The following is a 24,326-nucleotide window of genomic DNA, read 5'->3' on the forward strand; positions in this document are numbered from 1 at the left end:
AAAAAAAACCGAGTTAGAACAGTCTGAAACCGTTAAAAAAAATTAAGAAAAAAATTCCTGAAAAAAAATCACTTATACACTGATAATGAGAGCTTCATGTTCACCGCCTGCCCTTCCATCGGACGTTCTATAAAGGTCTGACGGATGTCTCCGAAGCGCATCTCGTCTTTTTTGGCTTTCTGAATCAGCTGCTGAATGGCCTTAATTCTGCCTTCATAGCTTCCTTTGTAGTACATCACGTAGTTTTGAGACGGATTGACGGACCTGAAATTAAAATTATTATCAGACACCCCGATTTTCTTGGAAAGCGGAATTCCGAGGAAGTAAGAAACCTCTTTGTCTTTGTAATTGTCTGCATCTGTCATCAGGATCGGATATCCGAATTCATCATCTCTTTTTCCAAGGTCCATCGTGACAAAATTATACACCTTGTTATAGTTCATCACAATATTTTTATAAAGAGCATCTTTCTTATTGGAAGTGCTTACATTGATTCCCAGCAGGAGCTTGTCTTCTTCATTTTCTACCATCAGGCTGTCATATTTGATGGCTGCCATCTGATTGTCTTTTTCCACCTTATTTCCCAGTGAATTTTTAAGATTGACCATACTTTTGTTGATGTTTTCGGCAAAACGGTCTTCTGTCCAGAAATTTTCAACTCTTCTCCACACCGAAAGTTTCGGAGTATGTACATACCACGTTATTTTGGTTTTTTCTGCAGAAAGCGGTTTAAATTTAACATCTACCAGGGTCGGATTTTCATTTTCATCCTCAAAAAGCTGGTATTTCAACGTTTTATTGGGGTTCTCATACCTGATGAACATTTCCCCGTCGGTATCATTTTTAGGATCTACATAGCTGATCGAACTCCCCTGTCCTTCATAAGGTGTGTAGTAATCGATATCTATAGACTGCGAACTGGTAAAAAAGTTATTCCATCTTGTAAAATTCTGCAGGTTATTAAACTGGGCAAAAACTTTATCCACAGGATAATCGATCTCTTTTTCGATCGTAAAGTTCTTGCTTTCATCTACAAGATAATACATGGAAGCAGCATAAGCTCCTCCCAACAGAATAATAATTACCGTTAATATTTTAAAAATCCGCATCGCACAAAAGTAATACAAATAAAAAAAGTGACCAATATGCTGATCACTCTTGTTGTATGTTTAACAATAATTAACCATGTTAAAGGCTGGAAGCGGGATGAGGGAAACTGGAGGGTACTATCACTGGAAGTTTTATAATTTAAAACATTTCATCTTACTCAATAAACCTAAATTTACATAACCTAATAAGACTTCTGATGCTACTCTGGCCTTCAGTAACTTCCAGCTTCCTTCCTGCTATCCGATATGCGTTCCCGGTGCCAGTACAGCTCCTTTTTTCACCACTACAATTCCATCCTGAACAGAATAGGTTCCGTAGTCACCATCCGGAATATGTTTACCGCCTATAATTTTCACGTTATCTCCGATATAGCAGTTCTTATCAAGGATCGCTTTTTCGATGTAACAGTATTTTCCGATGCCCATATTGGGACGACCTCCTCTGTCATTCATGACGATTTCTGTGGTATTCTGATAAAAGTCGGCTCCCATTACATAGGAATTGACAATGGTACTTCCTTTATCAATTCTTGTTCTGTTTCCGATTACCGAATTTTCAATTTTATCTGCCATGATGATACATCCATCTCCGAAAACGGCTTTGCTTACATAAGAACCGTTGATTTTGGACGGAGGCAGCATCCTTGCTCTTGTATAGATAGGTGAAGAAGAGAACAGGTTGAATTGCGGAAGATCCAGGCAAAGGTCAAGATTCGCTTCGTAGAAAGATTCTATCGTCCCGATATCCGTCCAATAGCCTTCATACTGATAACTTAAAATATTGTACTTCCCGATCGAGCTCGGAATGATATCTTTTCCAAAATCGTCTCCGGCTCCCTCATCAAACATCTTTTTAAGGATCGTCTTTGTGAAGATATAGATTCCCATAGAAGCCAGATATTCTTTTCCTTTACGTTTATTTTCGTCTGAAACTTCAGATTGCAGGCCATCCAGCATATCATAATCCGGTTTTTCATAGAAAGACGTAATGTTTCCTTCATCATCGGATTTCAGGATTCCAAAGCCGGTGGCATCTTTGGCATTTACGGGAATGGTTGCGATGGTAAGATCTCCTCCGTTTTCGATGTGAAAATCAAGCATTTCCCTGAAATCCATCTGATAAAGCTGGTCTCCGGAAAGAATTAAGATATAGTCATAATCGTATTTTTCAAGATGCTTCATCGATTGGCGCACGGCATCTGCAGTCCCCTGATACCAGCTGTCGTTTTCTACATTTTGCTCTGCAGCCAGAATATCAACAAAGCCTTTGCTGAAAATATCAAAGTGATAGGAATTCTTGATATGAGAATTCAGGGATGCGGAGTTAAACTGCGTTAAAACCAGGATCTTGTTCAATCCTGAGTTCAGGCAGTTTGAAATAGGAATATCTACCAGTCTGTATTTTCCTGCGATAGGTACAGCCGGCTTTGACCTGGAATACGTTAACGGGAATAATCTTGTTCCTCTGCCACCTCCCAATACAATAGAGATTACGTTTCTATTCATAAATATCTTGCGTTTTTTTATTTTATTAAATTTACTTTTCTATTTTTGGTGTCTATATGAAGGGTACAGCAGTTTATTTTTTTATTGTTCTGATCATAGCTGTACACGATCACTTCATAGGTCTCTGAATTGCCGAGCTGAGTGACATCCTTATCTACTCCGTCAATTTCAATATTACATTTTTTTATCTGATCTCTAAAAGGCCTGTTGACAATTAAAACATCCATAATGTCGGTCTGTTTCACTGCTGCGTCCTCAAGGTCTTTCTCATACTTTATCTTCCAGTCTTTACCATATCTCTTTTCGATAGCAGCATATGTTTTTTTATTTTTACGATCTATAGCGTTCATCGATTGCACATCAGTGACACATCCTGTAGCTTCCACATGTTTTATTTTCCATTTTTCAGAAACCATTTCCATCAGTACAAGCCTGTTGGTGTTTGGATAACCATAATGCAAAATCGTGTAATAAGAGGCATCCTTAACGGTTTTATTTTCCTTTATTCCATCTGCAATATTGTTCGTTTTTATTTTACAGGAAACAAGACCAATCATCAACATCAAAAGATATGCAATCTTTGCCATATCAGCTATTATATAAAGCTATGTATTTTTCTGCAGATTTCTCCCATGCAAAATCAAAATTCATGTTTGCGTGGATAAGATCTTCCATTACTCCTTTCTGGTTATAGATTCCCAATGCCCTGTTCATCGCATGTACAACATCATCCACTCCTGCATAGGTAAAGTTGACCCCGGCCCCTCCGGTCGAAATATCTTCTACCGTATCTCTGAGTCCGCCGGTATATCTCACTATGGGAACTGTCCCGTATCTCATCGAGTACATTTGGTTGAGTCCGCACGGTTCTACTCTGGACGGCATCAGAAGAAAGTCTGCCGAGGCATAGATCTTGTGGGAAAGATGTTCTTTATAGCCCAGATCCAGTGCAAAATTGGTGTAGGTATACTCATACTCTTTCAGTTTGTTCTCAATATACGTATTTCCTGATCCCAGAATCATAATATTCAGAGCGCCGTAGCTTTGTTTGATACTTCGCCATACGACATCCGGAAGCAGATCCGCTCCTTTTTCCGTCGCAAACCTTCCAATGAAGGCGAATAAAGGCAATTCTGGTTTCAGACCATATTCTTTACAGAGTTTTTCTTTGTTCTTTCTCTTCTGGGCAACGGCATTTTTAATTGTAAAGTTGAAATCCAGCATCGGATCGGTTTCCGGATTCCAGACTTCAGTATCAATTCCGTTGATAATTCCGTACGCTTTCCCGAATTCCTGACGCACCAGACTTTCAAGCCCACGGAAACTTATAAAAAGTTCTTCCAGATAGCCCTCAGAAACGGTGGTAAAAGCATGGGAACATTTGATCATGCTGGCCAGCGGATTCATCAACCCGTTCCAGTCCATCAGTCCCCACTTATAAGCGTCGAAAGAAGGCATATAATTCGCCATATTCCAGCTCATCATTCCCTGATATTCTCCGTTGTGAATGGTTCCTACTGTCTTCACACCTTTCAGGAATTCAAATTCAGGGCAGTGTTCTACCATAAAAGGTACCAATCCGGTATGATAATCGTGACAGTGCAGAACATCCGGGCGAATCTCCATAGCGCACATCCAGTGCAGAATGCCATGCTGAAAGGCCAGAAACTGGAAACTTTCATCCTGATAGCCGTAAGGATTCTCCCTGTCCAGCAACCCGGGAATCTTTACCATATACAGTTCAAAGCCCAGAACATCTGATTTTTCTTTCATGACCTGAACCTGAAGCATATTTGGGCCCTGATGAATGAATCCGTCAAAAACCAGATCAAATTCATGATCATAAACAAAGGATTTATTGTACCAGGGCATAACTACCTTGGCATTTATTCCTTTTATTTTGTTCTGATATTTGGGCAGCGCCCCGACTACATCTGCCAGCCCTCCTACTTTTGCAATAGGATAACATTCTGTACTTAAATGATATATCGTCATAATTTCTCTTCTGGTTTCATTATTTTATTCAGAGCATGTATGCTATGACTTAAATTTTATTCTGTGTAATTTATACTTTTTATCTTTCTTCTGTCTCAAAATAATCCCTGCCAGAGGCGGAAGTTTCACCGTCATTGATTTATGATGCCCCCTCCATTCTTCGTGTCTTTCTTCCAGTATTTCAGAGGTAACGCCACTACCGCTGTACTGCACATCATCTGAATTGAAAATAACCTCCCAATGGGTTCCTGCCGGAATTCCGATCTTATAATCCAGTACATTAGGTGCCAGATTCAGGACAACCATCAGAATATCATCTCTTTTTTTTCCTTTCCTCAGGTATACATATACTGAGTTTTCCAGGTCATCTGCTTCCACCCACTCGAATCCGCTTTTATCAAACTGGTTTTCATAAAAGGCAGGTTCTTCTCTGTAAAAGTGGTTCAAATCCTTTACAAGCTGCTGCAATCCTTTATGGACTGGATATTTCAGTAAGTGCCAGTCAAGACTTTGTTTAAAATTCCATTCCCCGGTCTGCCCGAATTCATCTCCCATAAAAAGCAGTTTAGCTCCCGGATGGGTATACATATATACATACAAGGTACGAAGGTTGGCAAATTTCTGCCATTCATCGCCTTTCATTTTATAGATCAGGCTCGCTTTTCCATGTACGACTTCATCATGGGACAAAGGCATCATATAATTTTCATTATACATATACATGGAAGCAAACGTAAGCTTATGATGATGAAATTTTCTATTGACAAAATCTTCTTTAAAATAATCAAGGGTATCATGCATCCAGCCCATCATCCATTTCATTCCAAAGCCTACTCCGCCCTCATGAACAGGTTTGGTAAGCATAGGAAAATCTGAACTTTCTTCCGCAATGGTTATAATATTGTCCCCAAACTCCTTATAAACAGCGGTATTGAATTCCTGCAGAAAAGTTTTGGCTTCCAGGTTTACATTTCCGCCATATATATTAGGTTCCCACTCCCCTTCATTTCTTGAATAGTCCAGATGCAGCATAGAGGTTACCGCATCTACCCGGAGGCCGTCAGCATGATAACGGTCCAGCCAGAACATAGCATTGGAAATCAGGAAAGATTTCACTTCATTTCTTCCATAATTGAAAATATATGATTTCCAGTCCGGATGAAAGCCTTTCCGGGGATCTTCATGCTCATAAAGGTATGATCCGTCAAAACGGTGAAGTCCATTAGCATCTCCCGGAAAATGGGAAGGAACCCAATCCAGGATCACTCCTATCCCGTTTTTATGAAGTTCATCAATAAGGTACATCAGATCCTGCGGTGAGCCAAACCGTGATGTTGCGGCATAAAATCCGGTAATCTGATATCCCCAGCTTGGATCATAAGGATATTCCATGACAGGCATGAATTCTACATGGGTAAAGCCCATTTCCATGATATAAGGTATCAGTTTTCCCGCTATATCACGGTAATTCAGAAATCGGTCAGGAGCATTACCTTCTCTTACCCACGAACCCAGATGCATTTCATAGACAGAGAGGGGCGCCTGAAGGCTGTTGTTTTTCCAGCGGTTATCCATCCATTCTTTGTCGTTCCACTCATACCAGGTTGTAGAGACCAGCGAGGCGGCTTGTTTATTCTGCTCCCAGCTCAGTGCGTACGGATCACTTTTTTCAAGAATCTCACCTCTTGCAGTTTCAATGGCATATTTATATAAAGTACCCCAGGTAAGCCCTTCAATGAAGCCTTCCCAGATCCCGGATTCATCCCATCTTGGAAAAAGGATATGATCTTTATGATTCCAGTTGTTGAAATTCCCTATGACGGAAACCTTTTTGGCATGGGGTGCCCAGACTGAAAAATAAATTCCTTTCACGCCATCTTTCTCTGCAGAATGTGCTCCAAATTTCCCATACAGCTTATAATGCCTACCCTCTTTAAAAAGATACACATCATGATCAGTGAAAAGCGTATAGGTTTTAACAGAATTCATCAAGATCAGTTTGTATTTATATTTTCCCTGAAACTACGAAAAATACTGACATCAGCGATTAATTATTCATCAAATAATTATCAAGTTAGTTTTCTTCTTTCGTCTATCTATCAAATATATCATTTTTTAGGTGACATTTTTATGATTTCAAAACAATCTTTTTTATAAATTTAGCAGCGTAATATTTATTAAACACTATGATGAGGTTTGAACTTTATACGGAAGAAAAGGACGACAGACCGGTATTTATCACCGGAAATTTCAACAGCTGGAACCCCAAAGACTACAATTACCAACTTCAACCAAAAGACCCTGGTAATTATTTTATAGAAATTGATGATCAGGCGCTCCCGGACAATATTGAATATAAATTCACAAAAGGCGGCTGGGAAAACGTGGAGCTGGATCAATATGGAAATATCACCCCCAACAGAAAGGTAAAAAAAACTGCAGGAACGGTTTCAGACAGTATAGAAAAATGGAGATTAAACTGGGGGCCGTTCAAAGAGGAATATTTCCCCATAGCAGAGGTTATTTCCGAAAAATTTTACATCCCTCAGCTTGACCGCTACCGGAAAGTATGGGCACTGCTTCCCCACGATTATCACACTTCAGAAAAAAGCTACCCGGTTTTATACCTCCAGGACGCCCAGAACCTTTTCAATGAAGGCAGTGGTTTCGGCAACTGGGAGATTGATAAAAAGCTGTCTATCCTTGCAGAATACGGCCGTGGAGACATCATTATCATTGCGATAGAACATGGAAGTGAAGACAGGATCAAAGAGTATATTTTCGACAATGATAATGTAGCCAATGGTTCTGAGGGCAAAAAGTATATCCGTTTTATTACAGACACCCTGAAACCTTTTGTGGATGAAAACTACCGTACCAAAAAGGACCGTGACAATACGGGGATCGGGGGAAGCTCACTGGGCGCTCTCATCAGCATCTACAGCGGTTTCCTTTACCCTGAAGTCTATTCCAAATTACTGATCTTCTCACCGTCTCTATGGGTAGAACCGAACAATAATTTCCCGATGATGAATTTCAGAGTTCCTTTCAAAACAAAAATTTACCTGTATGGCGGCGGCCAGGAAGGATCTAAAATGGTCAAAAGAATTCACGTTTTTGAAGAATATCTGAAAAGATGGGAAAAGAAAAACCTTTTTGATTTCGAGTTCAGGACCAATATCAACCCGGAAGGCACCCATAATGAATTCTATTGGTCTCAGGAATTCCCGAGGGCCATTGAATGGCTGTATTACGACAATACAGAAAATCCTCTTGAAGTAAAACCCCAGCAACAAAGCATTAAGAATTAAATCTTATGAAATTAATCAATAAAAAAAATAAAAACTACACCCAGGTTTTTCACGTATTCACTGAAGAAGAATGGTCCAGGACAAGTAAAAACTTCAACAAAAATATCGCTGCTTTTTTCACAGGAAAAAAACATGAAGTTTTTGTCAATGCCCACGAAGAAGGGATTACTTATTTTATCGGACTCGGAAAGTCAGCCTTACAGAATTTTGAAATACAGCAGGTTGCAGTAAAATTCTCACAGACTCAGAAAGAAAAACTACAGGCGGTACCCACACTGCTACTGGCAGATTTCATGAATGAAAAACAATTTGAAGAATTTGTGAAAGGTTTGCTTATCGGAACTTACCACTACCCTTTTGAAAAAAATCATGCTTTCTGGAACACAAGGTTCGAACTTCATTTTGAAAATTTAAGCCAGAAAAAACTGGATCATATCATTCAGAAAGCTGAAGCTTTAAGCGGTGGGCAGATCGTCTGCCAGGAATGGCTGAATAAACCTGCCAATCTGAAGAAACCTGATATTTTTAATTTATATCTTAAAAATTTAGCAAAAAAATATGAGTTAAAATATACTGTATTCAACAGAAAGAAATGTGAGGAGCTTGGCCTTGGAGCGTATCTTGCCGTTAACCAGGGAAGTGCTTATGATGCAGCTTTTACGATCTTGGAATATAAAACAACCGTTAAAAATGCCAAAACCTACGGTCTGGTAGGAAAATGTGTGTTATTTGATACCGGAGGAATTTCAATAAAGAATTCTGCCAATCTGCATTATATGAAGTCAGACATGGGTGGAGCTACAGCAGTACTTGGAACCCTTATTTATGCTGCAGAAATGAAACTTCCGGTGAATATTGTTGCCATTCTTCCGATTACCGATAATGCTGTTTCTGAAAAAGCGCTGCTTCCAAGTGACGTTATTACCGCCTATAACGGAAAAACCATTGAAGTACTTGACACCGACGCTGAAGGCAGACTGATTCTTGCCGACGGGCTTTCCTATCTTTCCAGAAATTACAAAACAGATTACCTTATTGACCTGGCTACTCTGACGGGAAGCTCGGTCCGCATGTTCGGGGATACCTGCGGGGCAATGTTCTCCAATAATGAAGAACTGAAAAATATACTGATAAAAACCGGCGACCATACCAATCAAAGGCTTTGGAATCTTCCGTTATGGGATATCTGGAAAGAAGATATACGGTCTGACGTTGCCGATATGAAAAACATATCAATGAAGCCCATCGGAGATTGTATCATTGCGGCCAAATTCCTGGAGCAATTCATTGAAAACCACCCTAAATGGGCACATCTTGATATAGCCGGAGTGGCTTTCGGAAATGTAGGATACGCCAAAGAAAAAGCAGCAACCGGATATGGAGTTCAATTACTCGTGGATTTAATCGAAAATTATCACTAAAAATTAGTTTTTTACAAAAAATCTCTGTATACTTGATTAGTGAATTTTCAAAAACGCATGATATTTCATTTTTTACCATTAATAAAACAATAAATATTTGCTTTTATTTTTGAAAATTCACTAAATTATAAAAAACATTATATGGAGAAGAAAACAATTGTATGTATTTCCTGCTACTACAAGGGCTATGACTTTATGGACGAAATGAAGCAGCTGGGGAATAACATCATTTTGGTAACATCAGAAAACCTTAAAGAAAAAAACTGGCCCTGGCATGCCATTGACGAGGTATTTTATATGCCGGAACTCAAACCGTCCGTATGGAACCTGGAACACCTGATCCAGGGATTTTCACATCTCATGAAAAGCAGAAAAGTGGACGCCGTAGTGGCGCTCGATGATTATGATGTAGAAAAAGCGGCACTGATCAGGGAAACATTTCGTATTCCGGGAATGGGCCAGACTACCCACCGCTATTTCAGAGATAAACTGGCTATGCGTCAGAAAGCCAAAGATTCAGGGATCAATGTGCCGGAATTTACAGCAGTATTCAATGATGATGAGGTGAACAGCTTTGCAGAACGGGTACCGGCTCCATGGGTACTGAAACCCCGATCGGAAGCTTCAGCATCAGGAATTAAAAAAATCACTTCCAAAGAACAGCTTCATGAAGCGCTGGATATTCTTGGCGAAGAACGTCATCTGTTTTTACTGGAAAGCTTTAAACAGGGGGATGTTTACCATGTAGACAGCCTTACCTTCCATAAAGAAATTGTATTTACTTCCGCTTCCAGATATCTGGCACCTCCCATGCAGGTTTCTCATGAAGGTGGTGTTTTCCGGTCTAAAACACTGGGAAGATATTCTGAAGAATTCAAAGCACTGGAAGAGATCAATGCCAAAGTACTTTCAAGCTTCGGATTACTCAACGGAGCTACCCATACAGAATTTATCCGTGGAAAAGAAGACGGAAAATGGTATTTCCTCGAAACTTCCTCACGGGTTGGCGGGGCTCATATTCCCGATCTGGTGGAGGCCTCAAGCGGCATCAATATCTGGAGAGAATGGGCCAGAATTGAAGACGCTCTATTGAGAGGAAACAACTACAGTGTTTCACCTCCTACAGGATATTATGCAGGGTTAATTGTTGCCCTGATCAAGGAAAAAGAACCGGATTACAGCAGTTTTGAATCTGAAGAGGTGGTAAAATTTCTTCCTATAGATTATCACGTCGGGATTGTTTACAGATCCAATGATGATGCTATTGTACAGGAAAAACTGGACAGTGCCGCTGAAAAGATCCAGACTGAAATGCTGAATATCTTACCTCCCAAAAGCAGCAAACTAAGCAGTTAACATCAACACAATTATTAAAGTAAAAAAAATTTAAATGCCTCACATAGAACATACAGATTATTATTCAAATATATTGGGAACAAGTCTCAAGGTAGAGGTAACCGGACATTACGGCTATCCTATTATCATGTTTCCTACCTCTCAGGGACAATACACCCAGAACCATGATTTTCACCTTAACGGAAGTATCAACTGGTTTGTAGAACAGGGAAAGGTAAAACTTTACAACATTCAGACCATTGATGCATGGAGCTTTTATGATGAAAATATATCTCCGCAGCAGCGTATAAGAAACTATGAACGGTATGTACAGTTTCTGATCCAGGAATTTGTACCTTATATTCAGAAGCTTCACAAAACGCATCGTGTTGCAGTAGCCGGAGCCAGTTTCGGGGGATATCATGCTGCGAATTTTGCCTTCAGGTTTCCTGACGTTGTTTCCCATGTGATCTGCATGTCAGGAGCATTCAGCATCAGGAATTTTATGAACGGATATTCTGATGAGCTGGTGTACTTCAACTGTCCGAGAGAATTTGTAAGAAATGATGAAGCCTGGAAATATAAACATATGCATATCGTATTGAGCACCTCCGATCAGGATATCTGTAAAGATAAAAACATTGAAATGGCAGAAATCTTACGGGTAAAAGGAATTGACTTCTGGTATGATGAAAGAAAATGGATCGGACATGACTGGCCTTTGTGGAGAATGGTATTTCCAACGTTCATTGGGGCTTATTTCTCTTAGTTTATTTAAAAAAGAAAAACTTAACCCTTATTTTGAACCACAAATCAAAGATTGGACGAAGTCAAAAGACATAAAAGCTTTTAATACTAAGTTTTTTTGAAGAGACTAACTGCTCGAGAAGCCTTGAGAGGCCAAAATAAAACACAAAGCGGTTTATTCACATTTATAAAAAATAAAACAGAAAAAAATATACACCAATTTAAAAACAGAAATTATGGCAAAAAAAGTAGGAATTCTATTCGGTATGGAAGATACATTTCCCTGGGCATTTATAGACAAAGTAAATGAACTGGGAGGCGGAGATATCATCGCAGAGCCGGTAATGATTGATAAACTGGAGCAGGGTGCAGATTATGGATACGCAGTAATCATCGACAGAATTTCACAGGATGTTCCCTTTTACAGAGCTTATCTGAAAAACGCAGCACTTAACGGTACTTATGTGATCAACAATCCTTTCTGGTGGAGTGCTGACGAAAAGTTTTTCAACAATGCCCTGATGTCTAAGCTTGGAATTCCGCTTCCCAAGACCGTTTTGCTTCCGTCTCACGAAAGACCGGACAGCACTTCAGAAACCTCATTCAGGAATCTTAAATTTCCTCACGACTGGGAATACATTTTCAATTATGTAGGCTTCCCGGCTTATATGAAACCTCATGACGGCGGCGGATGGAAAAACGTTTACAGAGTGGAGAATCCGGATGATCTCTGGAATAAATTAAGCGAAACCGAACAGCTTGTGATGATGGTACAGGAAGAGATTATCTTTGATGATTATTACAGGGTTTACTGCCTGGGCAGAAAATACGTTCATATTATGCCGTATGAACCCAGAAATCCTCATCATTTAAGATATGCAACAACCCATCAGACCCAAGGGGAAGAACTTGAAAAATTATTGAAGACCATTCATGATTATACAATCAAAATGAACGAAGCCCTGGGCTATGATTTTAATACCGTAGAATTTGCAGTAAGAGACGGTATTCCTTATGCAATCGACTTCTGTAATCCGGCTCCGGATGCAGACCGCAACTCTGTAGGAGAAGAAAACTTTGCATGGATCATAGAGCATGCTGCAAAACTGGCTATTGAAAAAGCTAAAGAATATGTTCCGGGGAAACCTAATATCACCTGGGGAACTTTCGTGAAAGATTCAATACAATAAACCATCGAAAAATAAAAAAACACAAGAAAAATGCATCAGTTTACTATTGGAATTGAAGAAGAGTATCAGATCATCGACGTTGAAAGCCGGGATCTGGTCTCCCACGTTTCTAAAATCATTGAAGGCGGCAAAGCGGTTTTAAGTGAAAACTTAAAGCATGAGATGCATGAATCTATGATTGAGATGGAAACGGGTATCTGCCAGAACATTCAGGAAGCCAGGGCAGAATTAACGAACTTAAGAAGACATCTTATCAATACGGCCCATGAACAGGGACTTCGTGTTTCCGGAGGTGGTACACATCCTTTTTCGCATTGGTCGGAAAATAATATTACCCAGGGGGAAAGATACATCAAAATTGTAGATGATATGGGTGATGTTGCCCGTGAAAACCTTATTTTCGGGCTTCACGTACATATTGGAATTCCCAACCGTGAAGAAGGGGTAAGAATTCAGAATGTGATGCGGTACTTCCTCCCTCACGTGTATGCGCTGTCTACCAACTCACCTTTCTGGATCGGAAGGTATACAGGATTTAAGTCTTACCGGCAGGAAATCTTCGTGAAATTCCCACGAACAGGAATCCCGAGTTATTTTAATTCCCTGGCGGAATTTGACAGCTATGTTGATCTTCTTGTAAAAACAGGAACTATTGACAATGCCAAGAAAATCTGGTGGGATCTGCGTGTTCACCCGTTCTATCCTACCATTGAATTCAGGATCTGCGACATGCCGTTAAGGATTGATGAAACCGTCTGTCTTGCAGCAATCATGCAGAGTCTGGTAGCCAAAATTTATAAGCTCCATCAGCAGAATCTAAGTTTCAGAAGCTATAGAAGGCTGCTGTTGAATGAAAATAAATGGCGTGCTTCCAAAAGCGGTATTGAAGCTCATCTGATTGACTTTGGCAAAGAAGAGTCTGTACCTTATCCTCATCTTTTAAAAGAACTTTTAGAGTTTATTGATGATGTGGTAGACGATCTGGGCTGCCGTCACGAGGTTGAATATGCCTGGAAAATTCTGGAGAACGGAACCGGTGCCGACAGACAGCTTCAAATCTTTAAGGAAACAGGTGATCTGACAAAAGTGGTAGATTATATGATCTCAGAAACTGAGTATGGCATAACACATGGAGAGCACGCTTCATAATATTTTTGGTAACTTTACAAAAAATATGATGTAATGAAAGATATTCGAATTGCTCTGCTGGACATGAACAACAATCATGTGAATCAAGGTTTTAGAAACATTAAAGAGATTTCCGAAGCTTTTCAGCAGAACTCTGAAGAAAATGTAATCATCAAAACATTTGATGTGAGATTCAAAGATGAAATGCCGGAGATCGGTGACTTTGATATTTTTATTTCTTCAGGCGGACCGGGTAATCCTCACAGAGAAGGCCTTGCATGGGAAGACAGGTTTGCCGGTTTTTTAGATTCTGTTTTTGAACACAATAAATACAGTGAGGATAAAAAATACCTTTTCCTTATCTGCCATTCATTCCAGCTGGCAAGCATTCACTGGAAACTGGGTAATATCTGCAAAAGGAAATCTTATTCTTTCGGGGTAATGCCTGTGCATAAAACCAAAGAAGGCCGTGAAGAGTTTTTGTTCAAAAACCTACAGGACCCTTTCTATGCAGTAGATTCCAGGGCATATCAGTTTATTGAGCCTGATCAGGAACGTTTTGAAGAATTGGGAATGACTGTGATGGCCATTGAAAAATTCCGTCCTCATATCAATCTGGAAAGAGCTGTAATGGCCGTTCGTTTTTCAGATGAAATATTCGGAACCCAGTTTCACCCGGAAGCCAGCCCTGAAGCATTGATTGAAAATCTGAAAGATGAAAAAAACAGAGAAGCGATGATCGAAAACTTCGGTATGGAAAAATATCTTGAGACCATGGACAGAATAGATGATGAAGACAAAATCATCCTGACCAGAAACCAGATCCTTCCGAGATTCCTTCAGTTCGCAAAAAAAAACATTTTGAAAGAGGTTGAGTCTTTGGCTTAAACATTAATATCAACCACAAAAATCATAAAAGTTTTTCAGCACTTTAGTTATTTTAAGTTACTGCTGACTGCTTGAAAAGTACACGTAAGTTTTTTGAAAACCTTTACTTTTCGCCGTTTCTGAACTTATTAAAAGCTTTAGTGACTTTTGACTTCGTCGAATCTTTGATTTGTGGTTAAACTCATTTACAATATCAAATCGGACATTATTGTTCGATTTTTTTAACATCACAAAAGAAAAAAATATGATCCCAAAATACAGAAAACAGTTCAATCAGGAGTTTTCACAGGAAAAATATCAGCAGCTGAAAGATATTTTAAAACAAAAAGGAGGTATAGAACCTACTTTCAGAATTTCTGAGAGTCCTTTATTCCTTACCAAAGCGTTCGAGGCCAAACTTCTTGATGCCAGCGAAAGCATTATCAGCCAGATCAAAGCACTTCCTGCTGAAACTCTTCAGAAAGCTATACCCGACAACTGCCGGGTTCCCAATGATACGGACCAGCCTCATTTTTTTACCATAGATTTTGGGATCTGCAAAAGTGAAAACGGAGACATTGAACCTCAGTTGATAGAATTGCAGGCCTTTCCTTCACTATATGCCTTTCAGAAGGTCTTCGAAGAGACATTTTGCGAAGTCTACCCTTTCCTTTCCGAAATCAGAAATCCAATGCCTCATGAAACGTTTAAAAACTACCTGAAAGAACTGATCGTAGGCGATGAAAATCCTGAAAATGTAGTCCTCCTCGAAATTTTCCCTGAAAAACAGAAAACAGCGATTGATTTTGCTTTAACAGAACAGTTACTGGGAATAAAAACGGTTTGCCTGACCCAAGTAAAAAAAGAAGGTAAAAAACTGTATTATGAACATGATGGCCAACTGATTCAGATCAAAAGAATCTACAACAGGGTCATCTTTGATGAACTTGACAGAATCCCGGATCTTAAAACTGAATTCGATTTCCGTGAAGAAGCGGAAGTAGAATGGGTTACCCACCCCAACTGGTTCTTTAAAATTTCAAAGTTCCTTTTGCCGTTATTAAAGCATCAGTTCGTTCCGAAAAGCTATTTCTTACATGAATTTCCGGAAAACGAGAACCTCGACAATTTTGTATTGAAACCTTTATTTTCATTTGCAGGAAGTGGTGTAAACCTTAATCCTACCAAAGAAATAACGGATGCTATTGATGATAAAGAAAATTATATCCTGCAGAGAAAAGTGACCTACGAACCGATCTTTGAAGATATTAACGGAGAATTTTCAAAAGCAGAGATCCGTTTGTTGTATATCTGGAAGGAAAGCGATGAACGCCCTGTACTATTAGAAAATTTGGGAAGAATGACCAAAGCAGCAATGGTCAACGTTGATTTCAATAAGAAGGATGCAATCTGGATCGGAAGTTCGAATGCTTTTTTTGCAGAGGGTTAGTTTTTATAATCACTATAAACTTTAACAAAAAGAATCGGCTGAACCTTTGGTTCAGCCGATTCTTTTATAAATGGTAAATATTATATATTCTTATCATCTTCCAGCAATTCCCTTGCCTGATATTCCTGCACCAGATCGATTGCATTAGAGATCACATCACTTAAAGCAGTAATAAAAGTACCTTCTTCCGCCATTCCTATGGCATGTTTCAAAGCTTCGATTTCTTTAGGGATAATCTCATAACTAACGTCTCTGCCTGCTTCATTTATTCCGTCAATAATAAGTCCGTTGATTTCTTCTTCCGTTCTTCCACGGAGGTGTTTTTCATTACGGATAATAATATAGTCGAACATTCTCCCCGCAATTTTCCCGCATTCTTTGATATCATTGTCTCTTCTGTCTCCTACACCGGAAATAATCCCGATTTTCTTGGTAGATTCAACATTTTTCAGATAATCTTCAATCGCTTCGTAACCGGACGGGTTATGAGCAAAGTCAATCAGTACCTTAAAGTTTTTGAATTTGAAAACATTCAGTCTTCCCGGAGTAAGCTGTGCACTCGGAATAAACGTCCTTAAGGAATTGGAGATATCTTCGATGCCAAAACCGTAAAGATAACTTGCCAGACTGGCTGCCAAGACGTTTTCAATCATGAATCTGGCTTTCCCTTCCATGGTGATCGGAAAGTCTTTGGCTTTTCCTATTCTGATCTTCCAGTCGCCTTTTTTAATGGTTACGAATCCTTCCTCATACACACAGGTGATCTTTCCTTCTTTCGCAAATTTTACGATATGAGGATTATTTTCATCCATACTGAAGATCGCCACATTCGAATCAAGATCATTTACAATTTTCATCGAATATTCATTATCGGCATTCAGAACGCTCCAGCCGCTTTTCTTTACACTATCCAATACTACCCTTTTCACTTTGGTAAGATCTCTTAAGTTATGAATATCATTCATTCCCAGATGGTCTTCCTCGATATTGGTAAGGACCCCGATATCACACTGTGAGAAACCAAGTCCGGAACGTAAGATTCCTCCTCTTGCCGTTTCAAGAACAGCGAATTCCACGGTAGGATCTTTCAGGATAAATTCCGCAGAAAGCGGTCCTGTAGTATCTCCTTTTGACAGCATGGTATTCTGGATATAAATTCCGTCTGAGGTAGTGAATCCCACTCTATACCCATTACTTTTTACAATATGGGAAATAAGTCTTGTTGTAGTTGTTTTTCCGTTTGTCCCGGTTACTGCAATAATAGGAATGGTAAAAGGTTTTCCCTGAGGATAAAGCATGTCTACCACCGGTGCAGCCACATTTCTGGGCAATCCTTCACTTGGTGCCAGGTGCATTCTGAAGCCCGGAGCAGCATTAACCTCTATGATGGCGCCACCACTTTCCTTTAAAGGTTGGGTTAAATTTTCAGCCATGATATCAATACCACACACATCCAGCCCGATGATCTTGGAAATCCGTTCAGCCATTGTGATATTTTCCGGATGTACCATATCTGTAACATCAATTGAAGTTCCGCCGGTTGAAAGGTTTGCTGTTGATTTCAGGTAAACCACTTCTCCTCGCTGAGGAACTGTTTCCAGGGTATACTGAAGTTTTTCAAGCAGCTCCATCGTATCTTTATCCACCTCAATTTCAGTCAGGACATTTTCATGGCCGTACCCCCTTCTCGGGTCTTTATTTTCTTTATCAATCAGCTGCTGAAGGTTCAGTTCTCCGTCCCCTACAACATGAGCTGGAACTCTCCTTGCTGCTGCAACCATCTTATTATTGATCACCAAAACCCGGAAATCATATCCGGTAATGTATTTTTCAACGATAACTTTTCTTGAATATTTCTGGGCATGTTCCAGGCCTGTCTTTGCAGATTCCCAGTCATTGACATTAATGGAAGAGCCTTTCCCGTGATTTCCATCCAGAGGCTTTAAAACAACAGGATATCCTATTTTCCTGATCACAGTATTTAAGCCCTCTTCATCCACCACCAGATCCCCAATGGGAACCGGAATCGCTGCATCATGAAGCATTCTTTTCGTTAATTCCTTATTACAGGCAATATCTACGGCAATAGAGCTTGTTTTTCCTGTAATGGTTGCCTGAAAGCGCTGTTGATTGACTCCATAACCAAGCTGTACCAAAGAATTGGTTCCCAACCTGATCCATGGAATTCTTCTGGAAGCCGCTTCTTCTACAATACTTCCTGTAGACGGTCCCAGACGGACACGTTCCCTGATCTCTTTCAATTTATGAATGCAGGCATTCAAGTCATAGTCTTTTCCTTGAACCAGCGCTTCTGCAATCTTTACAGCTTCTTCTGCTGCATAAATTCCTGCATTTTCTTCAAGGTAATTGAATACCACGTTATACACTCCCGGAGTTTTTGTTTCACGGGTTCTTCCAAACCCTACATCCATCCCTGCCAGGGTCTGGATCTCTAAAGCAATATGCTCAATGACGTGCCCCATCCAGGTTCCTGTTTCCACCCTGTGGAAAAAGCCTCCTTCCACTCCTTCGGAGCAGCGGTGGGTAATCAGTGAAGGCATTAATTTTTCAATCCTCTCCCTGAATCCGTCGATCTTATTGGTAGGATAATTTTCCATTTCTTCAAGGTCCAACCTCATCTGTATCAGCTTCTTTCTTCTGATACTCCATATATTAGGACCACGTAGTGCCTGAATCTTTTCGATTTTCATAGTCTATTGGCATTTTAACAGTTAACAATAACTCCTTTTATAACCAAAGATAATGTAAAACCCTAAACAAAACCATACCTCATTTAAAGATTTATTAAAAAAATATTAATTTTTATTAACATTTCTAAATCATTAAAAATCAGCGAAAGATGGCATGAATTTCGCCAAATCATGTTATTTTATTTTTTAATTTTGTACCATGACTAAACCTGTTGGAAAATTAATAGTTATCGGAGGGGCTGTAAACAAAGGAAGTTTTGCAGAAACCGATTATGATCAGAATATAGAAAAGAATCTTAACTTTTTTGAACGTGGAATCTTACGGAAGATTATCAACGAATCAAAACACAAGGAAAATTCTGTCATTGAAATCGTAACAACAGCCTCCCAGATTCCTCAGATCGTAGGTTCAGAATACAAAAAAGCATTTGAGTTCTTAGGAGCAAAAAATGTTAATGTACTTGATATCCATAACCGGGAAGAAGCCAACTCTGATGCTATGGTAGCCAGGGCCAATGCTGCAGACGTCATGATGTTTACAGGAGGGGATCAGCTGAGACTGACTTCTATTCTTGGCGGAACAAGGTTTCACGACACTATTTTACTGAAATATCAGGAGCAGGATTTTATTTACTCAGGAACTTCCGCAGGTGCTGCCGCCGCTTCAGAAAATATGATCTATCAGGGAAGCAGCTCAGAAGCTCTTTTAAAAGGAGAAATTAAAACTACACAGGGATTAGGTCTTATAGACAATGTGATCATTGATACCCATTTTGTGCAGAGAGGCCGTATCGGGCGTCTTTTCCAGGCTGTGGTGAATAATCCCAGAACCCTGGGAATCGGTCTTGGAGAAGACACGGGACTTTTCATTCATAATGATGTAATGACGGCGGTAGGATCAGGACTTGTTATTCTTGTGGATGGAAGATTCATCAAAGATACCAACCTTACCAATATCAATCTTGGTGAACCGATCTCTATTGATAATTTAACGGTTCATGTAATGTCTATGAATGATCATTATGATCTTACAACAAAAACACTGACGATTGAGAATTCGCAGTTTAATCCTATTCCTCAGGATAAATAGTAAAAATCATTTACTTTATATAAATATAAACGGAACCCAGGTTCCGTTTTTTTTTTGTTTAAAATTCTCTATTCTTGATATGAAATTTCAAAATATTGGAATTAATTAAAATTTATCAATTACCTTCGTAAAGACTATCAAACATTGTCTATCAATTATCATTTATATTTATGAAAGTTATCATCCACGGTGGTTTTTTCTCAGAGAGTGACCAAAGCCATGAAGTAAAAACAGCCAAACAGAATTCGTTAAAAGAAATTGCCCGAAAGGCTTTCGAATACCTTCAAACCCATTCTGCGTTCGATACCGTTGCTTATGCTGTTTCTCTACTGGAAGATGATCCGCTGTACAATGCCGGGATCGGATCTCAGATTCAGAGTGACGGGATCATCCGTATGAGTGCAGCCATTATGAACGGGGAAACTCAGAGGTTAAGCGGCGTTATCAATATTCAGGACGTAAAGAATCCCGTTTTTGTTGCCAAAAATCTGATTGATGAAGATGACAGGGTTTTAGGTGGGCAAGGTGCCAAAATATATGCTACAGAACATGGATTTGAAAATTTTTCTACGGAAATTCCACAGCGAAGAAAAGAATATGAAGCCAGACTGGCTACCGGAGGAAAAGGAACTGTAGGCTGTGTAGCTATAGATAAAGAAGGAAAACTGGCTGTTGCCACTTCTACTGGCGGAAAAGGTTTTGAAATTCCGGGAAGGATCTCAGATTCTGCCACAGTGGCGGGAAATTATGCCAATGCTTTCTGTGCAGTGAGCTGTACAGGTGTGGGAGAAGATATTGTAAGCAATGCCACTGCTGCCAAAATTGTGACAAGGGTAACAGACGGAATGAGTCTTGAAAATGCATTTAATAAAACGTTTGACGAACTCAAAACTATTGACGGGTTTGCCGGAGCCATCGCTATAGATAAAGAAGGAAATGTGTGCCATCAGGACTCCTATCCTACTATGGTTTTCGCCAGTTTTGACGGGAAAAATTTTGAAGTCTTTTCTTAAATTTAACATTTTTTTATAACTCGATTTAATTTTTTGGCACGTATTTTACATAAGTATTAATAACAAATTTTAATATTAACACCTTAAAAAAATAGAAATCATGGGAAACAAAACAAAAGGCTTATTAGCGTTATTAGGTTTAGGTGCTTTAGCTTATTGGAAATATAAAAATTCAAGCCCTGAAGATCAGCAGGCTGTGAAAGATAAAATCAATACAGCAAAAGACAACTTTAATAAATGGGGAAATGATCTTAAGAACAAAGCCAATGATGTAGCTTCCCAGGTTCAGAATAAAGTGGACGAAGTGAAGACAAAGGCTGAAGATTCTTTAAGCTAAAAAACAGATAGTTTTTTTTAACATTCATATATTGAAAAAAAAGTCATCGTAATAATTGCGATGACTTTTTTAATCTACGATAAAAATTGAATATCCTATAGACTCTAAGCAGCCTATTTCTTCTGTGCCACTAAAGCAAATACGATCGGGATTTTATTTCCAAACTGTGGAATTCTCCATTTTCCTTTTTCAAATTCCTCCACATGCCTGAAACACGGATAAGGTGACCAATCCAACTCACGGAAGGTTTCCAGCTGCATATCTTTTTTAACCAGGTTGTCCAGAACTTCGGCCAGGGAATGATTCCACATGACGTATTCCTGTACAATAGGGGCAGACTGGTCCGCATAGGTTCCCTCATAGGTTTCTACAATCGGTTTTTCATTGAAGTAATTGTAAGCTACTTTTGTAAAGTCATCATCAAACATCCAGACCACCGGATGAAATTCTGCCATGATAAACTGACCGCCCGGCTTCAGGAAATGGCTGATTACACCCGCCCATTTTTCAAGATCCGGAAGCCAGCCTATGGTGCCATAGCTTGTATAGACGATGTCAAATTTCTGATCCAGGATATTGGGCAGGTTGTATACATCAGAACAGATAAATTCTGTATCGGTACCGCATTGCTGTGCCAGATCTATTGCAGTTTCGATAGCTTTATCTGAAAGATCAATTCCGGTAACTTTTGCTCCCATTCTCGATAATGAAATGGAATCCTGCCCGAAATGACACTGCAGATGCAGAATCGTTTTTCCTTGTATATCTCCCAGAAGCTCCAGTTCTATAGAATTCAGTGAGCTTCTTCCTTTTAAAAATTCATCTACAAAATAGAAATCCGACTTCAGATGCGGTTCTACTTTGGCATTCCATGAGTTTTTGTTTATTTCTAAGTAATTTTCCATGAGGTTTATTTTTTTATCAGAATTGTGATCTGCTTCAGAAAAAATACTGAATACATGAAATCAAATCTGTTATATTACTAAAACTGATCAGACTTTTATCTATTGGTCAAGCAGCTTTTTCTTCTGATCATTAAATTCTTTTTCGCTTAAAACACCATTCTCTTTCAATCGTCCCAGCTGCTCCAGCTGATCTAAAACGGTAGGTTCAGACCTGGCCTGAATATATTCTTTGGGACGGGCCATGAAATCCCTTACCTTTTCGCAGAATAATTCAGCGTAATACTTCCCTACACCATCAATTTCTACAATATTATCAGACGTATGAATATCTATAGAAGCCAGTAACAGTGAGGTTTCATATTGTATTGAACTTACTTTATCGTAAGAAAAGTCCTCTACTTTCAGTCCGTACATGAATTCTTTATCTACGAAAATCAGTCTTCGGTCTGTTGCCACTAAAATAATATGATGATTGTCGGTTTTATTCCTGCCTTCAACCAGATAGACAATCTTTTCATCAGCGGAAAGGATATCAGGAAGTTCACGAATCTCTTTTCTGGCAAAAATGGTAGGATTGATATCCAGTTTTTCGAGTTCGTCTTTTATTTCATCAAGTCTTGATCTTTCCATAGTAATAGTTTAAGGGCCAAAATTACTATTTCCTGACAAGAAAATAATTGAATCTGATAAAAATCTTAGTCCTGCCCAGGAATGACCACGGAAGTATGCAGGCTGTAGACGCTCCAGCCTAAATTTTCATAAAGTAATTTTCCTTCTTCTGTGGCCACTAAAAAATTCTTGGTAAATCCTTTTGATACAGCTATTTTTTCAAGTTCTTTAAGCAAAAAGGAAGCGAGCCCTTTTCTCTGATGATTTTTCTCTGTAACAATTCTGTCATAAACTGCCAGATCATCGATCAGTGCAACATAGCCTATTGAAGCCTGCTCTCCGTTTTCAGCAACAATTCTTACCATAAAGGTCGAGTTATACTGCCCATATTCCACCTGATATCCGTCAGCCAGTGTAACTTCCGGAAAGTTCATTGGGTGAAAGCAGGTCATCATATAGCCCTGGGGCTGAAGTTTCCATCTTTCCGGGATCTTTTCCATGAATTGATCCGGAGAAGTACATACTTTCAGATAGACCCACGGTTCATCAATGGAATCGGCAAGCTGAAAGAAATCTTCGTTAAGTTCAGGGAACACATATCTTTCCTTTTGATTTTCATATCCAACGATCACCTTAAATCCGGACTTATACTGTGTAGGAAAAGGCAGTTCTCTTGATAAGGACCAGCCTTTGAGCCAGTTTTCCACTATTCCTGCAGACACTTTATTTTGCATGATCAATCCTTCAAATATTATCCCAACTGCTCCAGAAGCTTCTTTTTCTGCTCTGCAAATTCTGCATCTGTCAGAATTCCGTTTTCTCTCAGTTTGCCCAGTTTTTCAAGCTGCTCAAAAATGGTTTCAGAAGATTTGCTTTTTGCTTCAGTACTGCCAATTTGTTTTTGGGGCTGTTCTACAGGAGGATTATAGATCGTTCTGATTTTATCGTAGAACTTTTCCGCATCTTCTTTATCCATATAGCACTCAAATTCCACTACTCTTTCCTCTAAATGTAATTTGATAATGGGTGACCTGGGATCCGTTACAAAGCTTACAGATCTGATGGTCTCATTGGGATATATATTGATCTTTGCAGCTCCAAACATTGATTTTGATACGGAAAGCAGCCTTGAAGCTGTGGCAACCAAAACCCCTGCATCCAGTGTATTAATGAATTGGGCATCTGTTATCGCAATGATTTTTTCGTCTTCTGAAATCAGATAAGGAAGCTCCTTGATCTCCCCTTTGGTAAAGACGGAAAGATTGGCATTCAGTTTTTCCAGCTCATATTTTATCTTTCTCTTTCTGCGTTTGTATACTTCACCTGATATATCCTGTGGCTCAGGCTCTGTAAGTGAAGGAAGGTTCTGTTCTGTCTGTGCGATTGGCACGAGGGATTCTGTTCTCCCTTTCTGTAACATACTGTTGATATCACCAATGCTGAACGTATTCAGATTGTACAACAGCTCCTGATTGAGGTTACTTATTTTATCTAAACATTTATTGCATAAAATACCGCCATCCGAAAGCTTGTTTGCTCCCAGAAGCGTATCCATAGAGGTTAACTCTGCATTACACAATGAACAATTATTACTCATCTCTT

At 39.3% G+C, this 24,326-nt stretch carries 21 protein-coding genes; 11 read left to right on the forward strand and 10 right to left on the reverse strand.

The genetic code is table 11. The features are described from left to right. Nucleotides 1-68 precede the first annotated feature (68 nt). The 5 genes from BBI00_RS07010 to glgB form a co-directional block, all read right to left on the reverse strand. Nucleotides 69-1,109, reverse strand: coding sequence for an SRPBCC domain-containing protein (locus BBI00_RS07010; protein ID WP_065398094.1), 1,041 nt, complete (start codon nt 1,107-1,109; stop codon nt 69-71). Nucleotides 1,110-1,346: 237 nt separating this feature from the next. Beyond that, nucleotides 1,347-2,615 carry a glucose-1-phosphate adenylyltransferase gene (locus BBI00_RS07015; protein WP_065398095.1) on the reverse strand — a complete coding sequence of 423 codons (1,269 nt, stop codon included), beginning with the start codon at nt 2,613-2,615 and terminating at the stop codon, nt 1,347-1,349. Nucleotides 2,616-2,632: 17 nt separating this feature from the next. Then, nucleotides 2,633-3,202 carry an FEKKY domain-containing protein gene (locus tag BBI00_RS07020; RefSeq protein WP_065398096.1) on the reverse strand — a complete coding sequence of 190 codons (570 nt, stop codon included), beginning with the start codon at nt 3,200-3,202 and terminating at the stop codon, nt 2,633-2,635. A 1-nt stretch (nt 3,203) separates the two neighbouring features. Beyond that, on the reverse strand, nt 3,204-4,610 hold the full coding sequence (locus BBI00_RS07025) for a glycogen synthase (protein ID WP_065398097.1): 1,407 nt from the start codon (nt 4,608-4,610) through the stop codon (nt 3,204-3,206). A gap of 42 nt (nt 4,611-4,652) precedes the next feature. Further along, entirely contained in the window at nt 4,653-6,599 is a 1,947-nt protein-coding gene (glgB, locus tag BBI00_RS07030) for a 1,4-alpha-glucan branching protein GlgB (protein WP_065398098.1), read from the reverse strand. A 200-nt stretch (nt 6,600-6,799) separates the two neighbouring features. Between glgB and BBI00_RS07035 the strand changes: the two genes are divergently transcribed. The 8 genes from BBI00_RS07035 to BBI00_RS07070 all read left to right on the forward strand — a co-directional run bounded on the left by BBI00_RS07035 (nt 6,800) and on the right by BBI00_RS07070 (nt 16,059). Then, nucleotides 6,800-7,921 (forward strand): alpha/beta hydrolase-fold protein, encoded by a 1,122-nt coding sequence (locus tag BBI00_RS07035; protein ID WP_065399653.1) that lies wholly within the window; start codon nt 6,800-6,802, stop codon nt 7,919-7,921. A gap of 5 nt (nt 7,922-7,926) precedes the next feature. Continuing rightward, complete coding sequence (locus tag BBI00_RS07040) at nt 7,927-9,342, forward strand: leucyl aminopeptidase family protein (RefSeq protein ID WP_065398099.1); 1,416 nt, start codon at nt 7,927-7,929, stop codon at nt 9,340-9,342. 141 nt (nt 9,343-9,483) lie between these two features. After that, a complete protein-coding gene (locus BBI00_RS07045; protein ID WP_065398100.1) occupies nt 9,484-10,698 on the forward strand; it encodes an ATP-grasp domain-containing protein in 1,215 nt (404 codons plus the stop codon). A 34-nt stretch (nt 10,699-10,732) separates the two neighbouring features. Beyond that, nucleotides 10,733-11,446, forward strand: a complete 714-nt coding sequence (locus tag BBI00_RS07050; protein ID WP_065398101.1) for an alpha/beta hydrolase-fold protein — start codon at nt 10,733-10,735, stop codon at nt 11,444-11,446. Nucleotides 11,447-11,660: 214 nt separating this feature from the next. Further along, complete coding sequence (locus BBI00_RS07055; protein WP_065398102.1) at nt 11,661-12,614, forward strand: ATP-grasp domain-containing protein; 954 nt, start codon at nt 11,661-11,663, stop codon at nt 12,612-12,614. Between the two features lie 30 nt (nt 12,615-12,644). Continuing rightward, nucleotides 12,645-13,763, forward strand: coding sequence for a carboxylate-amine ligase (locus BBI00_RS07060; protein WP_065398103.1), 1,119 nt, complete (start codon nt 12,645-12,647; stop codon nt 13,761-13,763). 33 nt (nt 13,764-13,796) lie between these two features. Beyond that, nucleotides 13,797-14,630, forward strand: a complete 834-nt coding sequence (locus tag BBI00_RS07065) for a type 1 glutamine amidotransferase (protein WP_065398104.1) — start codon at nt 13,797-13,799, stop codon at nt 14,628-14,630. Nucleotides 14,631-14,874: 244 nt separating this feature from the next. Next, a complete protein-coding gene (locus BBI00_RS07070) occupies nt 14,875-16,059 on the forward strand; it encodes a hypothetical protein (protein WP_065399654.1) in 1,185 nt (394 codons plus the stop codon). Between the two features lie 80 nt (nt 16,060-16,139). On the opposite strand, the gene cphA is transcribed toward BBI00_RS07070, so the two are convergent. After that, entirely contained in the window at nt 16,140-18,770 is a 2,631-nt protein-coding gene (gene cphA / locus BBI00_RS07075) for a cyanophycin synthetase (RefSeq protein ID WP_065398105.1), read from the reverse strand. Between the two features lie 199 nt (nt 18,771-18,969). Between cphA and BBI00_RS07080 the strand changes: the two genes are divergently transcribed. The 3 genes from BBI00_RS07080 (at nt 18,970) to BBI00_RS07090 (ending at nt 21,210) form a co-directional block, all read left to right on the forward strand. After that, nucleotides 18,970-19,860 (forward strand): cyanophycinase, encoded by an 891-nt coding sequence (locus BBI00_RS07080; RefSeq protein WP_065398106.1) that lies wholly within the window; start codon nt 18,970-18,972, stop codon nt 19,858-19,860. 170 nt (nt 19,861-20,030) lie between these two features. Next, the gene (locus BBI00_RS07085) at nt 20,031-20,873 is read left to right on the forward strand and encodes an isoaspartyl peptidase/L-asparaginase (RefSeq protein ID WP_065398107.1); all 843 of its coding nucleotides are present in this window, start codon (nt 20,031-20,033) and stop codon (nt 20,871-20,873) included. Nucleotides 20,874-20,973: 100 nt separating this feature from the next. After that, entirely contained in the window at nt 20,974-21,210 is a 237-nt protein-coding gene (locus BBI00_RS07090) for a YtxH domain-containing protein (protein ID WP_065398108.1), read from the forward strand. A gap of 113 nt (nt 21,211-21,323) precedes the next feature. Here the strand turns inward: BBI00_RS07090 and BBI00_RS07095 are convergent, their stop codons facing one another. The 4 genes from BBI00_RS07095 to BBI00_RS07110 form a co-directional block, all read right to left on the reverse strand. Continuing rightward, nucleotides 21,324-22,115, reverse strand: a complete 792-nt coding sequence (locus tag BBI00_RS07095) for a class I SAM-dependent methyltransferase (protein ID WP_065398109.1) — start codon at nt 22,113-22,115, stop codon at nt 21,324-21,326. Between the two features lie 99 nt (nt 22,116-22,214). Next, nucleotides 22,215-22,745: a PH domain-containing protein gene (locus tag BBI00_RS07100; protein ID WP_065398110.1), complete on the reverse strand. Its 531-nt coding sequence runs from the start codon at nt 22,743-22,745 to the stop codon at nt 22,215-22,217. A 65-nt stretch (nt 22,746-22,810) separates the two neighbouring features. After that, nucleotides 22,811-23,458 (reverse strand): GNAT family N-acetyltransferase, encoded by a 648-nt coding sequence (locus BBI00_RS07105; RefSeq protein ID WP_065398111.1) that lies wholly within the window; start codon nt 23,456-23,458, stop codon nt 22,811-22,813. Nucleotides 23,459-23,475: 17 nt separating this feature from the next. Then, nucleotides 23,476-24,321 carry a PH domain-containing protein gene (locus tag BBI00_RS07110; protein ID WP_123902228.1) on the reverse strand — a complete coding sequence of 282 codons (846 nt, stop codon included), beginning with the start codon at nt 24,319-24,321 and terminating at the stop codon, nt 23,476-23,478. Between the last annotated feature and the right edge of the window lie 5 nt (nt 24,322-24,326).

Origin of the sequence: Chryseobacterium arthrosphaerae (genome assembly GCF_001684965.1) — a bacterium.
Lineage (GTDB): Bacteria > Bacteroidota > Bacteroidia > Flavobacteriales > Weeksellaceae > Chryseobacterium > Chryseobacterium arthrosphaerae.

Excerpts from the sequence above, each read along its gene's own strand:
- BBI00_RS07010 (WP_065398094.1), bottom strand. The coding sequence starts at position 1,109 with ATGCGGATTTTTAAAATATTAACGGTAATTATTATTCTGTTGGGAGGA.
- BBI00_RS07015 (WP_065398095.1), bottom strand. The coding sequence starts at position 2,615 with ATGAATAGAAACGTAATCTCTATTGTATTGGGAGGTGGCAGAGGAACA.
- BBI00_RS07020 (WP_065398096.1), bottom strand. The coding sequence starts at position 3,202 with ATGGCAAAGATTGCATATCTTTTGATGTTGATGATTGGTCTTGTTTCC.
- BBI00_RS07025 (WP_065398097.1), bottom strand. The coding sequence starts at position 4,610 with ATGACGATATATCATTTAAGTACAGAATGTTATCCTATTGCAAAAGTA.
- glgB (WP_065398098.1), bottom strand. The coding sequence starts at position 6,599 with ATGAATTCTGTTAAAACCTATACGCTTTTCACTGATCATGATGTGTAT.
- BBI00_RS07035 (WP_065399653.1), top strand. The coding sequence starts at position 6,800 with ATGAGGTTTGAACTTTATACGGAAGAAAAGGACGACAGACCGGTATTT.
- BBI00_RS07040 (WP_065398099.1), top strand. The coding sequence starts at position 7,927 with ATGAAATTAATCAATAAAAAAAATAAAAACTACACCCAGGTTTTTCAC.
- BBI00_RS07045 (WP_065398100.1), top strand. The coding sequence starts at position 9,484 with ATGGAGAAGAAAACAATTGTATGTATTTCCTGCTACTACAAGGGCTAT.
- BBI00_RS07050 (WP_065398101.1), top strand. The coding sequence starts at position 10,733 with ATGCCTCACATAGAACATACAGATTATTATTCAAATATATTGGGAACA.
- BBI00_RS07055 (WP_065398102.1), top strand. The coding sequence starts at position 11,661 with ATGGCAAAAAAAGTAGGAATTCTATTCGGTATGGAAGATACATTTCCC.
- BBI00_RS07060 (WP_065398103.1), top strand. The coding sequence starts at position 12,645 with ATGCATCAGTTTACTATTGGAATTGAAGAAGAGTATCAGATCATCGAC.
- BBI00_RS07065 (WP_065398104.1), top strand. The coding sequence starts at position 13,797 with ATGAAAGATATTCGAATTGCTCTGCTGGACATGAACAACAATCATGTG.
- BBI00_RS07070 (WP_065399654.1), top strand. The coding sequence starts at position 14,875 with ATGATCCCAAAATACAGAAAACAGTTCAATCAGGAGTTTTCACAGGAA.
- cphA (WP_065398105.1), bottom strand. The coding sequence starts at position 18,770 with ATGAAAATCGAAAAGATTCAGGCACTACGTGGTCCTAATATATGGAGT.
- BBI00_RS07080 (WP_065398106.1), top strand. The coding sequence starts at position 18,970 with ATGACTAAACCTGTTGGAAAATTAATAGTTATCGGAGGGGCTGTAAAC.
- BBI00_RS07085 (WP_065398107.1), top strand. The coding sequence starts at position 20,031 with ATGAAAGTTATCATCCACGGTGGTTTTTTCTCAGAGAGTGACCAAAGC.
- BBI00_RS07090 (WP_065398108.1), top strand. The coding sequence starts at position 20,974 with ATGGGAAACAAAACAAAAGGCTTATTAGCGTTATTAGGTTTAGGTGCT.
- BBI00_RS07095 (WP_065398109.1), bottom strand. The coding sequence starts at position 22,115 with ATGGAAAATTACTTAGAAATAAACAAAAACTCATGGAATGCCAAAGTA.
- BBI00_RS07100 (WP_065398110.1), bottom strand. The coding sequence starts at position 22,745 with ATGGAAAGATCAAGACTTGATGAAATAAAAGACGAACTCGAAAAACTG.
- BBI00_RS07105 (WP_065398111.1), bottom strand. The coding sequence starts at position 23,458 with ATGCAAAATAAAGTGTCTGCAGGAATAGTGGAAAACTGGCTCAAAGGC.
- BBI00_RS07110 (WP_123902228.1), bottom strand. The coding sequence starts at position 24,321 with ATGAGTAATAATTGTTCATTGTGTAATGCAGAGTTAACCTCTATGGAT.